The organism is Streptomyces paradoxus (genome assembly GCF_014202475.1).
GTDB classification, from domain to species: domain Bacteria; phylum Actinomycetota; class Actinomycetes; order Streptomycetales; family Streptomycetaceae; genus Streptomyces; species Streptomyces paradoxus.
The window spans coordinates 1-13,046 of record NZ_JACHGV010000020.1 but is presented as its reverse complement, the minus strand read 5'-3'; the positions used below and the strand labels follow the sequence as shown (position 1 = coordinate 13,046).

Here is a 13,046-nt window from a genome sequence, read left to right as displayed (position 1 = left end):
TCCAAACCTCAAGTTGCCCCAGGACACGTGACTTTCGTTGCGGCCGGAGCAGAAATCTCCCTGACTTCCGTCGCGCAGCGTGTCAGCCATGGCTAATTCCCGTCGGCGAAACAATCCTGTCTTTTCTCGTCACGAAACGACGAATTAAGTCAGGGAGGTCGCAGGTTTTGACGCCGCTGGAAGCTATGGCGCCAAAATGGTCACCGAATCGGTCATGGGGTCGTCGTAACACGACGCACGGCGTGCAATTGCAGGACCGGTTTTGTCATCATGCTTCTGGGCCGCACCGTGTGCTCCCGCCTCCCGTCGCGGTCATCTCGGCGGCGGAAGGTGAGACGGAAGTCGCCGGCACCCGGTGCTTCCTTCTGGTGGCGAGCCCCACCAAGGGGTGAGGCGGGAGAAGCCGCCGGATGGAGGTCAGCTGTGAGCGTCCGACTCCTGGGCGGCCGCTCGACAGGTCGAGCGGGAGACCACCGACACCCACGGGCCTGGCGCGGGCGGTGATGCTGACGGGGGCCTGTGCATCCCTCCTGCGCCGGGACCCGGTGACCGGCTCGTCCTGGCGATCTCGACAACTACCACGCAGGCACTGCCGCCTGGGCGGCGCGGGCGGTATCCACGGTCGGTGTTCGGCGGAAGGCGTCGGCGTGGTCACAGGTACGCGGATCGCGTGAAGCGTCGGGGGCCCGGGCACGCTCAGCGGCGGAGAGGCGGCTCGCGTCGCATCGCGTCGGCCAGGAGATGGCGGGCCACGTACAGCGCTGTGTCCAGTTGGCGGGTGCCGGTGACCACGCACAGCGTGTATGCCGCGTCCTCGAGCTGGCGCCTGGTCCTCTCACTGCCAGCGAACGCTGCGCGCCGCCTGAGTGTCTCGCAGCGTTCGACGAGCTCCCGCAGGAGCGAAGGATGTGGCCTGAGCATGACGGACCCCCTCCGTACTCGCCCGTTCGGACCTGCCTCCTTCACTCCTACGGTCGCAACCCTTGGCGCCCGCCGCACCCGGAGATCGAGCGCCCGCCGGGACGGATCACAGATGGGACCGGAAACCCGATTGCGTGTTTCGTCACCGTAGGCACCGGACCCGCCCCCTACGCAGCAGCTCCCGTGAGCGCTCCGGGGGTTCTGGCTAGCTCGGGCGCTCCCATTGGTGTGGACCGAGCTCACGCCATTCGACGGCGCCAGGGAGATCGAGGTCGTTCTCGTAGCCGGTCAGCCCGACCTTCTCCAGGAGCCGCAGAAGCTCCTGGTCCGAGTGAGCGATACCGATGCACCGTTCTGCCTCCGGGCAGCGCACGATGACCCGCCGACCGTGTTCTCCCGGGACAGGCGGTTCCACGATGACCAGCGTCACGCTGTAGCCCCCTCGTGATGGGTCAAGGTGATCACCAGCGTCGCTCTTTTCGCGCCGCTGTTGCTCATACGCCCTGTGTACGACGGGTGTGAGGATCCTGCGACCGGAAAGGCAGCCGGGGCCTCGCGGCCGCGGCGGTGTGCAGATTCCTCGGGGGTGGATGGGGCGCTCCGGCCCAGGCCGCGCCTGGCGGCGGTCAGCGCTGCCAGCCGCCCGAGGGGCTGGTCAGTTGGTGAGTGCCTCACGCAGGGTGGGGCGGCAGTCGATGAGGGCGTCGACTCCGACGATCTGCAGGGTGCGCATCACTGATCCGGCGGGGCCGGCCAGGCGTATCCAGCCGCCTGCCGCGGTGACGGCTTGGTAGGCGGCGATGAGGATGTTGATGCCGGTGGAGTCCATGAAGGTGACCTGTCGCATGTCGACCACGATGCGGGGCCGGGCGGTGTCGGAGACGTTCAGGGCCTGCCTGAGCTGATCGCCGGTGTCACGGTCGATCTCACCGGCCAGGGTCAGCACGCGGACGCCGTCAGTGGCGGTGGACAGGATCGACAGCCCGACCGGTCGCGGTGCCTGCTCAGCTCGTTCGGGGTCCGTCATGTGCCCTTCCGCCATGTCGGTGATACTGGCACATCAAGACCTTCACCCAGCAGTGCTGCCCTGCACCGTGCGGGTAATGCCTTCCCATCGAGGGCGCAAAGCGTGTACCACGCATGCACGGGTACGCGCGGGGGTGTGAACGGGGTATTAAAGGCGGGCCGCGATGGAACCAGTGCCGGTGGGTGAGGACAGTGCGGCCCCGGATGAGCAGGCCATACAGACCACGGTGGCCCTGGAAGGCGACGGCACGTGCATCGCCGACGCCCGCCACCTCGCCGGGGACTTCCTCACCCGCGTCCAGGCCGAGCACGGCCTTCCCGTCTCGCAGCGCGCCATGGACCTCACCCAGCTGGTAGTCAGCGAGCTGGTCACCAACGCCCGCAAGTACGCGCCGGGCCCGGTGCTGATGGATCTGCGCATCGCCGGCGACACGGTCGAGGTGGTGGTGTGGGACTGCGATCCGGTGCTGCCGGTGGCCCGGGCCGCCGACGCCGGGCGGGTCGGGCAGCACGGCCTGGAGATCGTCATGGCCGTCGCCCAGGGCTTCGAGGCGCAGCGGGAACCGGTCGGCAAGCGCATCACCGCGCGCATCGCCCTCCTGGACGACCCCGGCGGAGCCGTCGCCGGGCGCCGGCCCCTATAGCGGCGCGTAGGCGGCCGGGATCGGGGGCACGCTCGTGTTGCCCGTAGACGGGACAGCCGCCGACGGTGCGGCGGCCGGAGGTCAGAAGTCGACGATGTGGTCGAAGCCGCGCAGCATCGGGGTCAACTCCTGTGCGCAGCCGCACACGGTACACAGCCGGGTCGCCGGGTTTCCCGCGGCGTCCAGGGCGCGTTCCAGATCGAGTAGCGGCGCGGCCCCGTGGTGACTCCTCGCAGTCCGGCGCGTGCAAGACGCCCCCGGCCGGGCCGTGACCGCCGCGCAGCTTCTGCAGCATCCAACCCCGAAGGCCGGCGCTCCCCCGAGCACCTCGCGGACCGCCGCTGCGGTGACGGCTGAAGCCGTTCGGTGATGACCTGGTCGTAGTCGACCCGTCGACCGGCCGCACATGCTCAGGCACGCGCACCCATACCCGGGGCTCTGCCTCCTCGACACCGTCGTCCAACGGGTGGAAGAGCGCTGTTTGGAGCGTGCGCTATTCGGCGGTTAGGGGGGCGAGGAGCTGCGGATGCTATTTCCCCTGGGCTGTGTCGCCGCATGTGGCGATCGGTGCACGTCGGGCGCGCGGTGTGGTGTTACACGGATGGGGGAAGGCGTGGCTCGCTCGGCTGGTCGGGGTTGGGCGCGGCGTAGAGGATGAGGCGCAGGGCGCAGCCGCCTTGGCTTCCGGCTTTGATGAGGGAGGGGTTGGCGTGGTGTATCCGGCTGGCAGGGCGGTATCAGTGCTTGCCCATTCGTGGCCGAGGTGGGGTCTGCGCGGTGGGTGATGCCCCTGTAATGCGTGCCGGTGCCAGCAGGTCACCGACTGCGCCGTACATACGCGACAGACCCTTCTCCCGGGGTGTATGTCCCGTCGGGATTGATGCGGACGGCGTCTTGCTGTCTGGTTTGATGAGTGAACCGGCGGGTGGTTCTGCGCGTGCGGTGATCGTGGCGCTGCACGGTGGGGGTATGAATGCCGGGTATTTCGATGGCCAGGCGCACCCGGATGTGTCCTTGCTGGTGTTGGGTGCGCACTTGGGTTACAGGGTGCTGGCGCTGGACCGTCCTGGCTACGGTGCGTCAGCCGGCCGTTTTCCCCGCGGGCAGAGACTGACTGCGCAGGCCGCGACGGTGCGGGCCGCGATAGCCGCCTTCACGGCCCGTCACGCACCCGATGCGCGCATCTTGCTGCTGGGTCATTCCTTCGGGGCCAAGGTCGCCTTCGCTGTCGCCGCGGGCTGGGGCACGCGGGGGCTGCTGGGCGTGGATGTGTCGGGGTGCGGGCGCAGGCTCGCGGTGAACGCTGGCTTGGTCGGAGGTGACGCGGGTAGGGACGTGCGACGGTTGAACTGGGGGCCACTGGGGTTGTATCCGCCGGATACGTTCCGGATGAGCCAGGCGGTGGTGGCGCCGGTGCCTGTCCACGAAGTGAGCACTGTGGCGGGCTGGACACGGCTCTCGGCGGTGATCCTTCCGCGCGTGGATGTCCCTGTCCGGCTGACCTTTGCTCGGCATGAGGCCTGGTGGCGGCATGACGACGGCGAGATCACCGATCTGATGGCGCGGTTTTCCGCAGCTCCACGCATCGTCGTCGACCGCCTGCCTGAGGCCGGCCACAACATCAGCCTCGGCTGGGCTGCCCGCGCCTACCACCTGAAAGTCCTGGCGTTCGCCGAAGAATGCCTCGCCCACGCACGCCACGCAGCCCCGCAGGACTTCTGACCGCGGCGGGTGCCGTGGCGCTGACGCCTCTACGAGGTGACCGCTCAGCTGGTGTCCTTCGACGAGTGCAAGGTACTGGCTATCGACCCCTTTGACGGCCAACCCGTACGGCACGGAGCCAAGGTGGATTGGCGCCATCCACGCCAGAACCAGGGCCGACGCATGGTCGATCAGCCAGACCGAGGAGCTGGTCATCAGGACGCAGGAGGGCCGGGAGGGCCGCTTCACCGTCACCAGGGGCGGCGACCTCTGCTCGCGCGAGCTGATGATTGCTGGGTACGGGAGCTCTCCATTCGATGACGGCGTACCTGACCGCATGTGAGTGACATCAGAGCACGTGGCTGCGCTCCGGGCCGTTCGCGACCGCTCCCCTCGGGCCGCGAGCAGGCCCCGGCCGGGCCCGAAAGACAGGGCAGCCACGCTCTGGTCGGGCTGCGACACCGAAGAGCCCTCGCCTTGCCGAAGAGTGTCTGACCATGCCCCCCGGGCTGATCAGCCGCTGAGGTGACAACTGGGGCAGGCGGCGTGGGAGCAGTTCGCCGCAGCGGGCACGCCGATACGGTCCGGTGTCAAAGCAGCGGCGCAGCGTGGCACGTCACCGGATCGACTGTGGTGAGCCCACCTGCTTGCCGTCACCACACAGCATCTGATGTGGAGCAGCATCCGCCTCGCCGACTGAAGGGCCCTGCAGAAAAAGTGGAAAGGGCAAGACGAGTCCTGATGGGGAACTCGATGTCGTTCATGGGGCGTGACATGGCTGTCGACCTCGGGACCGCCAACACGCTGGTGTACGTCAGGGGTCGCGGGATCGTGCTCAACGAGCCGTCCGTCGTCGCGGTCAACACCGACACCGGTGGCATCCTCGCGGTCGGTGTGGAGGCGAAGAAGATGATCGGGCGTACGCCTGGCCACATTCTTGTCGTGCGTCCGCTGAAGGACGGTGTCATCGCTGACTTCGAGATCACGGGGCGGATGCTCCGCTACTTCATTCTGAAGATCCACAAGCGGCGGTATCTGGCTCGTCCGCGGGTCGTGGTCTGTGTGCCCTCGGGCATCACGGGCGTCGAGCGCCGTGCCGTCATCGAGGCGTCGTCCCAGGCCGGCGCCCGTCAGGTGCACATCATCGAGGAGCCCATGGCCGCGGCCATCGGCTCCGGCCTGCCGGTCCACGAGGCCACGGGCAACATGGTGGTCGACATCGGCGGCGGCACCACGGACGTGGCGGTCATCTCCTGCGGTGGCATCGTCATCGCCCAGTCCATCCGTGTCGCGGGCGACGAACTGGACAACGCGATCGTCCAGCACGTCAAGAAGGAGTACTCGCTGCTGCTGGGTGAGCGCACGGCCGAGCAGGTCAAGATCGCGATCGGTGCGGCGTGCGACCTCGACACCGAGGAGCACACCGAAATGCGCGGCCAGGACCTGGTCTCCGGGCAGCCGAAGACCGTCGTCATTGCCGCGGCCGAAGTGCGCAAGGCGATCGAGGAGCCGGTCAACGCCATCGTCGACGCCGTCAAGACGACCCTCGACAAGTGCCTGCCGGAGCTGTCCGGAGACATCATGGACCGAGGAATCGTTCTGACCGGCGGCGGAGCGCTGCTGCGAGGCCTGGACGAGCGGCTGCGCCGCGAGACGGGCATGCCGATCCACATCGCCGAGGACCCGCTGGACAGCGTGGCGCTCGGATCCGGAAAGTGCGTCGAGGAGTTCGAGGCGCTCCAGCAGGTGCTGAACGCCCAGCCGCGCAGATGACACAACTCTTCGATTCCGCCGTAGGGGGAGGGTCTCCCATCGGGGTCATCGTTCTCAGCTCCTGACCTGCGCGCCCTCTTTGACATCGGAACAAGGACATTGAGTCTTGGCTGTCACACCCCCCGAAAGTTCGGCGTCCCGTCGCCCCGGACGCCTGTGGACCGTTCGCATTGCCGGTCACGGTGACCGGACGGCGTCGGTGACCTGCTCGTCGGCCTGCCGTATGCCGCCGCGCTCCCGGGACGTCATGGGCCTCCGCCAGTTCGCTGAGGCCCACGCGCTTGCGCATGCCAAGGCTGCGACCGTTCATCTCGATGCTGCCTGTCAGTGCCGGGCGCAGCGGTGCCTCGCGCATGAGGGCACGCAGGTGGCATGCGGGGGCAGTGTGGTCCTTGCCCTGCGGCGTGATCCGGCCGTGGGGCGGGTGTGGATAGTCGCCGAAGTCTGCTCTCAGTGTGCCCCGTTGATGCCTCACACCCGGGTGCTGGCTCAGGCTGTGTCCCGCTGGCGGCCTGCCGTGAAACCGGCGGCCGCACAGCCAGCACCGACAGCCCCGGCAGCCGCTGCCGTCCCGAGCGGATTTCGCGCACCTACGGGTGAAAGCGATCACTTGCCGGGGGCCGGTAACGCTGGCAGCAGGCGGGCACGGCGGCGTCGGCGGGCCCAGCGATAAGGAGCCGACCTCACACACCGTGTCCTGCAGCCGGCATGCGCCGGCACGAATCACGCTGGTGCGCGCTGCGGACGGTGGTGCCAGGCAGGTGGCGAGCCGGGCTTGTTCACCCATTGCGGGTGAAGTCTGCGTGGCAGAGCTGGTATCACCATGGGGCATGCCTGGAGTGGGCGAACCCATGCGCTATGAGTTCCGCATCTGCGGGCCGGTTCCGGAGAACGCTGCGGCGACGTTCCCCGAGCTGGACTCCGTGATGCTGGGCAGGCAGACGGTCTTCTTCGGCACTGTCATCGACGAAGCGCATTTGTTCGGCCTTTTGGCCCGCTTCCGCATGCTAGGGCTGCTGGTCACGGAAATGCGACCGCTGCCGTATTGATCCCGAGGACGGGCGGGATGGGCGGCGGCGCGGATGCGGCCGGGGAGGATACGCGCGCCGTGTTGCGCGTCGGCTCCGCTGCGGCCTGCCGTGGAGATGAACCCGCCCGCGCCGGGTGCCGACCCACCGACCGGCGACGGAATGTGACTACGTCAGCCGGGATGCCTTCCACGGCGACCACCAGCTCTAGTCGAGGATGCCGAGGGCGGTGTCCGGGCGGCAGTGGACGCAGGCTGGCACCTGCTGGCGTAGCGCCTCCAGCGACTGTTGGCGGGTGGCCGGACGGCACCGGCCGCTCTTGGCCGCTGCCCAGCACGCACCGGTGTGCACGGCGTCAATGTTCGTGCGGTTGAGCCCGTGCTGGATCAACCACTCCGGAGGAGGTGGCCGCATCTCCTCGCCACGGTGCCGTTCTGTCTCGCGCCGTTCTTCCGCTGCGATCCAGCCGTCGATCTGGGCGAGGGCCGCCGTCGCTTGTTGGACCACCACGCGCCGGGCGAAGCGGAGCAGCTGAAGCCGCGACGGATCTTCGTTCATGCGTTCGATTCTATGTCTCGTGCAGGCGGCGACGCCGGGCAGGCGTCTCGTGTCAGCGAACGCTGAGCACAGTTGTCCTCGAGGTCGAGCCGCTGCGTCTCAGGCTCGTCCTCGCGGGGATCGGCTTCTTCACCCCGCAGGGCCGGAAGTCGGCATCGGAACAGCAGCGACCGGAGAGGAAGTTCGGGGGCATGACGAAGGCCCGGACGCCTGGTCCGGGCCTACGCTCTCTCTGTACCTGTTATGGGGCGCTGGAGGTCTCATGTGACGCGCCTTCTACGTCCCGCGCATCCCGATCGCGGACAGCGGCTGCGAACGTGCTGGTTGATGATCCCGGTGGCAATCCTGCAGGCCGCCTGCTGTGAAACAGCAGCCGTGGCCCGCCCGGCCGTGATCGGCGTGAAGCCGGGCCGACGGTGTGCCCGCGCCGAAGTCGTCGGCCGGTGAAGATCACACGTCTTGGCGCCGCGGCCGAGGGCAGGCGTCCAGGGAGACCCTGTCCCCGACGGAGTTGGTGATGACGACCTCCCGCACACCAAGGCCCCTGCCCGAGAGAAGGCGCGAGGCCTCGCCCACCCACCTGGAGCAGGAGAACGCCCAGCTACGCCAGGCGGTCGCCTCTCATGCGACGGTCGACCAGGCCATAAGGCGTCCTCGTCGCGGTCCACCGGATTGCGCCGGCGGCCGGGTTCGAGGTGCTACGTGAGGTTTCCCAGCAGACCAACATCAAGCTGCACTCCGTCGCGCAGACGGTGATCGGCTGGGCGTTGGGGGAACCACTGCCGGAACTTGTGGGCAGGGAGCTGGGTGCAGCCGTGCAGCGGCGCTCGCGCCGAGGCCACGACTCAGGCAAGGCCGGATAGGGCTCAAACGGTCAGGGCCTGCTCGGTATTGGAGTGGCAGGGGATGAGCGCATCGACGCCGGTCAGGTGCAGCACGCGCAGGACGGATTCTTGAGCACCGGCGATGCGCACCCACCCGCCGGTGTCCCTGGCCTGCTGATAGGCGGCGACGAAGACGTTGATGCCGCTGGAGTCCATGAAGGTCACTCCGCTGAGATCCGCCACCACCGCAGGGGCACTGGCTTGTCCTCGCTCAGCAGGGCCTGGCTGAGCACGTCCTGGACGTCGTGGTCGATCTCGCCCCGCAGCGTCACGACACGCACGCCCGAGACCATGTGGTGTTCGGCGGAGAGTCGGTCTGGCCGGCCCGCCTTCTCGAGGTGGGTCACCGGCTCCTCGAATGTGCTTGCTGGGACGGACGTGAGCGCACGATTCTGCCCCACCACCGCCGAACCCACGCACCCCAAGTGGCTGTGCCGGCTCTGCCGCATGCACGGCGGCAGCCCGCGTACGGGGCCGCGAACGCGTCGTGGCCCGGGCGGCTCCCTCATGTCCGCTTAGGCTTCGTGGACGTGGCGCCCACCTTCGAAGACCTCGTGACGCTGCAGCGTACTGCCGACGGGGCACATACCGAGGTGCAGGGGCTCTACGACGGTTACGGCCGCACCCCTTCGAGCGGGTGGACCGAGCATCAGCGCACCGCCTGGCACACTGCCTGGAAGGCCTGGGTCGACGCTGTCCGCGACGTCCAGGAGGCGGTCACGGCATACGCCTTCGAGCAGGGCAGCGAGCGCCGCCTGGTCGATGCGGAGGTGAAGAAGGCAGCCCGCCACCCAGGGCCCGCCGACTGACCTCCAACAACCTCGGCGGCCACCCACGCTCAGGGGGAGGGCTCGTCGTCGTGAAAGCCCATCCCGCCAGTCGTCGTCTTCGGTGCGGCTCGGCGCGAGGTGGGCGAGGGCCAACCGCAGCACGCGGACCCCGAAGGCCGGCGATAACACCGGGGCCGCGGCGTACTTGTGGGAGCCAGGCCCGGACCGCCGGGCTCAGCGCACCTACGCTCTGCCGGTCGTGCACCGGCCTGTGATCAACCGATCGCCACACCCGCCGGCACAGGCACGGGAGCGGGAATCCCTCCAATGGACGGCAGGCCCACGACCGTTCTCACCACCGAGAGCGGCAGAATCCCCACCCAGCCCAGCAGACGCATCCCGGTGACCTGCTCACCACAGACCTGCAACCCGGGGATAGGGGTCTCAGCCCACCCGCGGTCCTCGTCACACGCCATCGCTTCATCATCCCCGCCCTCTGGCAGGACTGGCCTCGGACACTCCCGGGCAGCGGTCTGTGGCTGCCTTTCAACCGACCGCGTTCGTGGACGGTGTGAGGATGTGCTGTGAGGGGAGTCGGTAGGCTCATCGTCACAGTTGGTGGCGTCTCCCGATGAGACGGCTGGGAGATCGTCATGACCGCAGAACCCTCAGTCGCGGCGAGTGTGTCGGGAATGTGCCTGGCCGTGCAGCTCGGCGGGGACATGGACTATCAGACCGCTCCGTTCCTCCGCGGCCGCATCGGTGAGGAGATCGCCCGGGGCCTGCGGTATGTGGTGCTGGACCTGTCGGGGGTGTCGTTCTGTGATTCGGCCGGGCTGAATGTGTTGCTGTGGGCCTGGCGGCAGGCGGGCGGGGCCGGATCTGTGCTGGTGCTGGCCTGTGTGCCGCTGAATCTGCAGCGGATGCTCAGCATGACCGGGGTGGACAGTGTGCTGCCGGTGTACGGCACCGTCGCCGAGGCTGAAGCCGAGATGGCGGCCGGCGGCGGGAGTTGATACGCCTGGGGGTGATAGCAAGGCCGTCAACGTGGCCCGACGTGGGGAGCTCGGGCGGCACCAGGCGAGGCGACGGGCTGGTGCGGGTTCTAGGCTGCCGCCATGAGCGAGATGCAGACCCCGACGCCCCGCGACGCCTTCGAGCTGCTGCTGGCAGGTAACCAGCGCTTCGTCGCCGGCACCCCCGAACACCCCAACCAGGACGCCACCCGCCGCGCCGAGACCGCACCGTCCCAGCGGCCCTTCGCCGTGCTGTTCGGGTGCTCCGACTCCCGGCTGGCCGCCGAGATCATCTTCGACCGCGGCCTGGGCGACTTGTTCGTGGTGCGCACCGCCGGGCATGTCGCCGGTACCGAAGTGCTCGGAAGCATCGAGTTCGGCGTGCACGTCCTCAACGCGCCGCTGGTCGTCGTCCTCGGCCACGACTCGTGCGGCGCCGTGGCAGCGGCCTGCTCCTCCCTGGAGGACGGGCAGACGCCGGGCGGCTTTGTCCGGGACGTTGTCGAACGGGTGACCCCGAGCGTGCTGGCAGCCCGGGCAGCGGGACGCGAGACGGCTGACGAGATCCTGGCCGAGCACATTGAGCACACCGTGGGCCTGCTGCTCGAACGCTCCCGCGTCCTGGCCGAGCGGGTGGCCGCTGGCCGTCTCGGTGTGGTGGGGATGTCCTACCGGCTGGCCGATGGCAGTGCACAGCTCGTCGCCTCTCGCGGCCTCGATGCGGTGGTTCCCGCCGCGTCCTGATCGGCCCCGGCCGTGGTTGCCCAGCGTTTGCTGCGGTCGGAGGACACCCGTGTACGTGGATGAGGAACACCGCGGGTTCTGCTTGATCATCCATGGAAGGGCTCCCGATGGCTCACGGAGCCGATCCCGCGTCCAACTCCGTGCCCCGCGCTGACCTGGCGCGGGCCGCGGGCTGCGAGATACGCCGGGGATGGGAACGCTCATCACCGACGGGGGGCACGAGCTGTGCCCGGCCTGCCAGACCGGTGGGCGCTCAGCCGAATCCGTCACGAATAGCCGGCCCAGTAAAGGCACGGCGCCGTTGCTGGCACACGGTGGGCCGGGGCCCCGCGGCGCGGCGAAGACGGTTGGCGATCGCCAGCCCCAGCCGCTCCTCCACCGGCAAGGACGCGACGATGACGTCGCACCCCTTCTGGTCGAGCTCGCGCAGGAACCCGTACAGCCCGCGCGCGTAAGCGGCCATCGAACCGGGGACCGCCACCACGGCGTGCGCCTTCACCGGGGCGTCGGCGAGGGACGGGGCAAGAAAGACGCCCACCTGGTGTCCCAGCTCCCACGCCCTTTCCGCTTCGGCGATGACCTTCTCGGGCTCGACCAGGACGACCCGAGCCCGCGGTGCGTAGTGGGACGGATGCTGGCCAGGCACCCGGACCCCGCAAGGCTCGCAGTGGCGAAGAAGCCCAGCGGCAGCAAGACGCCATCCACCGCATCGACCGAATTCTCAGCAAGGTGAAGGTCGAAGTCGACGCCGACACCGTCGACGGGGACGTCATCGTGGATGCCGAGGTCGTTGAGGGCTGATCCCTGCCGTTGAGCGGGACTTCCCCAATTGGGAAGTCCCGCGGTTTTTGGCGGTTGCGTGCGCAGCATTTGCATGGCAGACCCTGTCCGCCGGGCGGGCGCGGTGTCGCTGCGGGTGCCCGCCGCACGGGATCGGCCGTGAAGTTCCGGTGAACCCTCCCACCCCACGGGATCACGCTGTTGCCGCAGTTCAGAGCCGGTGTCTTCTGTGGGGATGCTCAGTGTCGCGAAGGTTCAGAGGCGTAATGCGTGGCGGTACTACGTGCGCGGAGTCGCGTTCGGGGACGGCCGCCGTCCGGTCGGCCAGTCGCTGAAGGACGCCCAGGTGATGGCCGGCCTCCCACCCGGGAGATGGCTAGGGCGCGGCCTGGTTGCGCTCGGGCTCACCGAGGGCGGGAAGGTGTCCGAGCGGCAGATGAAGCTCGTCTTCGGGCAGGGCCGGCACCCGGACGCCGACCGCATCGAGCGCGGCCTCCTGGACGACGGCGCCGACCCGGCCACCGCGCGACTGGCGACCGTGCTTGGGCAGCCGATCGAGGAGATCGAGGCGCGCAAGCAGACTCCGCTGCTCGCGCTCGACTTCACCTTCCGGCCGCAGGCGTCCCTGATCGTGTTGTGGGCGCTGGGAGATACCAGGACGCGCCGGGTCATCGAGCGGGCGCACGAGCGGGCCATCGCCAAGGCGCTGCGCTGGCTGGAGGATGAGGTCGCGGAGACCCGGTGGTCCTCGGGCCGCGACCGCGCGAAGACACCGGCCCTCGTGGTCGCGGCGTTCCGGCACTTCGACAACCGGGACGGCTTCCCGCTCCTGCATGACCACTGCCTGGTCCTGAACCGCGTGCAGCGCAGGGGCGACGCTGGTGAGCCGGTGTGGGGCGCCCTGGACACGGTCCGCCTCTACCAGCATGTGGTGGCCACCGGGACGCTCTATACCCTCGCGATGACGACCGAGGTGTGTGAGGAGCTGGGGCTGGCGACGGTGCCCCGGGAGGTGACGCCGGGCCTGCGCCCGGTGATGGAGATAGCCGGTGTCGACGCCGAGCTCATCGACTGGTCCTCCACCCGCCGTCAGCGGATCGAGGACGTTCTGGAGGGCCTCACCTACAAGTACGCGCACAAGCACGGGCGGCTGCCCGGCGAGCGCGCCCGCCAGGGCCTGGCCTGGTGGGCGGCGCAGGAG

The 13,046-nt window shown here is 68.9% G+C and carries 15 protein-coding genes and 1 pseudogene; 9 read left to right on the top strand and 7 right to left on the bottom strand.

From position 1 onward, the window contains the following. Positions 1-696: 696 nt before the first annotated feature. The 3 genes from HNR57_RS37280 to HNR57_RS37270 form a co-directional block, all read right to left on the bottom strand. Complete coding sequence (locus HNR57_RS37280; protein WP_184567538.1) at positions 697-921, bottom strand: DUF5133 domain-containing protein; 225 nt, start codon at positions 919-921, stop codon at positions 697-699. A 205-nt stretch (positions 922-1,126) separates the two neighbouring features. Then, positions 1,127-1,351, bottom strand: a complete 225-nt coding sequence (locus HNR57_RS37275; RefSeq protein ID WP_184567536.1) for a hypothetical protein — start codon at positions 1,349-1,351, stop codon at positions 1,127-1,129. 225 nt (positions 1,352-1,576) lie between these two features. Beyond that, complete coding sequence (locus HNR57_RS37270) at positions 1,577-1,963, bottom strand: STAS domain-containing protein (protein WP_184567534.1); 387 nt, start codon at positions 1,961-1,963, stop codon at positions 1,577-1,579. Between the two features lie 148 nt (positions 1,964-2,111). Here HNR57_RS37270 and HNR57_RS37265 point away from each other — a divergent pair, with 148 nt between their 5' ends. The 4 genes from HNR57_RS37265 to HNR57_RS37250 all read left to right on the top strand — a co-directional run bounded on the left by HNR57_RS37265 (position 2,112) and on the right by HNR57_RS37250 (position 7,114). Beyond that, positions 2,112-2,591 carry an ATP-binding protein gene (locus HNR57_RS37265; RefSeq protein ID WP_184567532.1) on the top strand — a complete coding sequence of 160 codons (480 nt, stop codon included), beginning with the start codon at positions 2,112-2,114 and terminating at the stop codon, positions 2,589-2,591. Between the two features lie 909 nt (positions 2,592-3,500). After that, complete coding sequence (locus HNR57_RS37260; RefSeq protein WP_246555356.1) at positions 3,501-4,313, top strand: alpha/beta fold hydrolase; 813 nt, start codon at positions 3,501-3,503, stop codon at positions 4,311-4,313. A gap of 732 nt (positions 4,314-5,045) precedes the next feature. After that, on the top strand, positions 5,046-6,065 hold the full coding sequence (locus HNR57_RS37255) for a rod shape-determining protein (RefSeq protein ID WP_184567658.1): 1,020 nt from the start codon (positions 5,046-5,048) through the stop codon (positions 6,063-6,065). A gap of 851 nt (positions 6,066-6,916) precedes the next feature. Continuing rightward, a complete protein-coding gene (locus HNR57_RS37250; RefSeq protein WP_184567528.1) occupies positions 6,917-7,114 on the top strand; it encodes a DUF8691 family protein in 198 nt (65 codons plus the stop codon). A gap of 186 nt (positions 7,115-7,300) precedes the next feature. Here HNR57_RS37250 and HNR57_RS37245 read toward each other — a convergent pair whose 3' ends face one another. Next, entirely contained in the window at positions 7,301-7,651 is a 351-nt protein-coding gene (locus tag HNR57_RS37245) for a DUF6233 domain-containing protein (RefSeq protein ID WP_184567526.1), read from the bottom strand. Positions 7,652-8,346: 695 nt separating this feature from the next. On the opposite strand from HNR57_RS37245, the gene HNR57_RS41030 reads away from it, so the two are divergent. After that, positions 8,347-8,514 (top strand): hypothetical protein, encoded by a 168-nt coding sequence (locus HNR57_RS41030; RefSeq protein ID WP_376772334.1) that lies wholly within the window; start codon positions 8,347-8,349, stop codon positions 8,512-8,514. 3 nt (positions 8,515-8,517) lie between these two features. Here HNR57_RS41030 and HNR57_RS40740 read toward each other — a convergent pair whose 3' ends face one another. Then, a complete protein-coding gene (locus HNR57_RS40740; protein ID WP_313675803.1) occupies positions 8,518-8,691 on the bottom strand; it encodes an STAS domain-containing protein in 174 nt (57 codons plus the stop codon). A 5-nt stretch (positions 8,692-8,696) separates the two neighbouring features. After that, positions 8,697-8,882, bottom strand: coding sequence for a hypothetical protein (locus HNR57_RS40735; protein WP_313675802.1), 186 nt, complete (start codon positions 8,880-8,882; stop codon positions 8,697-8,699). Between the two features lie 183 nt (positions 8,883-9,065). Here HNR57_RS40735 and HNR57_RS37230 point away from each other — a divergent pair, with 183 nt between their 5' ends. The 3 genes from HNR57_RS37230 to HNR57_RS37220 all read left to right on the top strand — a co-directional run bounded on the left by HNR57_RS37230 (position 9,066) and on the right by HNR57_RS37220 (position 11,065). After that, positions 9,066-9,344, top strand: coding sequence for a hypothetical protein (locus HNR57_RS37230; RefSeq protein WP_184567524.1), 279 nt, complete (start codon positions 9,066-9,068; stop codon positions 9,342-9,344). Between the two features lie 614 nt (positions 9,345-9,958). After that, positions 9,959-10,321 (top strand): STAS domain-containing protein, encoded by a 363-nt coding sequence (locus tag HNR57_RS37225; RefSeq protein WP_184567523.1) that lies wholly within the window; start codon positions 9,959-9,961, stop codon positions 10,319-10,321. Between the two features lie 102 nt (positions 10,322-10,423). Beyond that, the gene (locus HNR57_RS37220) at positions 10,424-11,065 is read left to right on the top strand and encodes a carbonic anhydrase (RefSeq protein ID WP_184567521.1); all 642 of its coding nucleotides are present in this window, start codon (positions 10,424-10,426) and stop codon (positions 11,063-11,065) included. A gap of 253 nt (positions 11,066-11,318) precedes the next feature. Here the strand turns inward: HNR57_RS37220 and HNR57_RS37215 are convergent. Beyond that, a pseudogene (locus HNR57_RS37215) lies at positions 11,319-11,717 on the bottom strand (Sua5 family C-terminal domain-containing protein); the annotation flags it as partial. 363 nt (positions 11,718-12,080) lie between these two features. Here HNR57_RS37215 and mobF point away from each other — a divergent pair. Further along, positions 12,081-13,046, top strand: a 966-nt coding sequence (mobF, locus tag HNR57_RS37210; protein WP_184567519.1) for a MobF family relaxase, incomplete at its 3' end; no start/stop codon positions are given.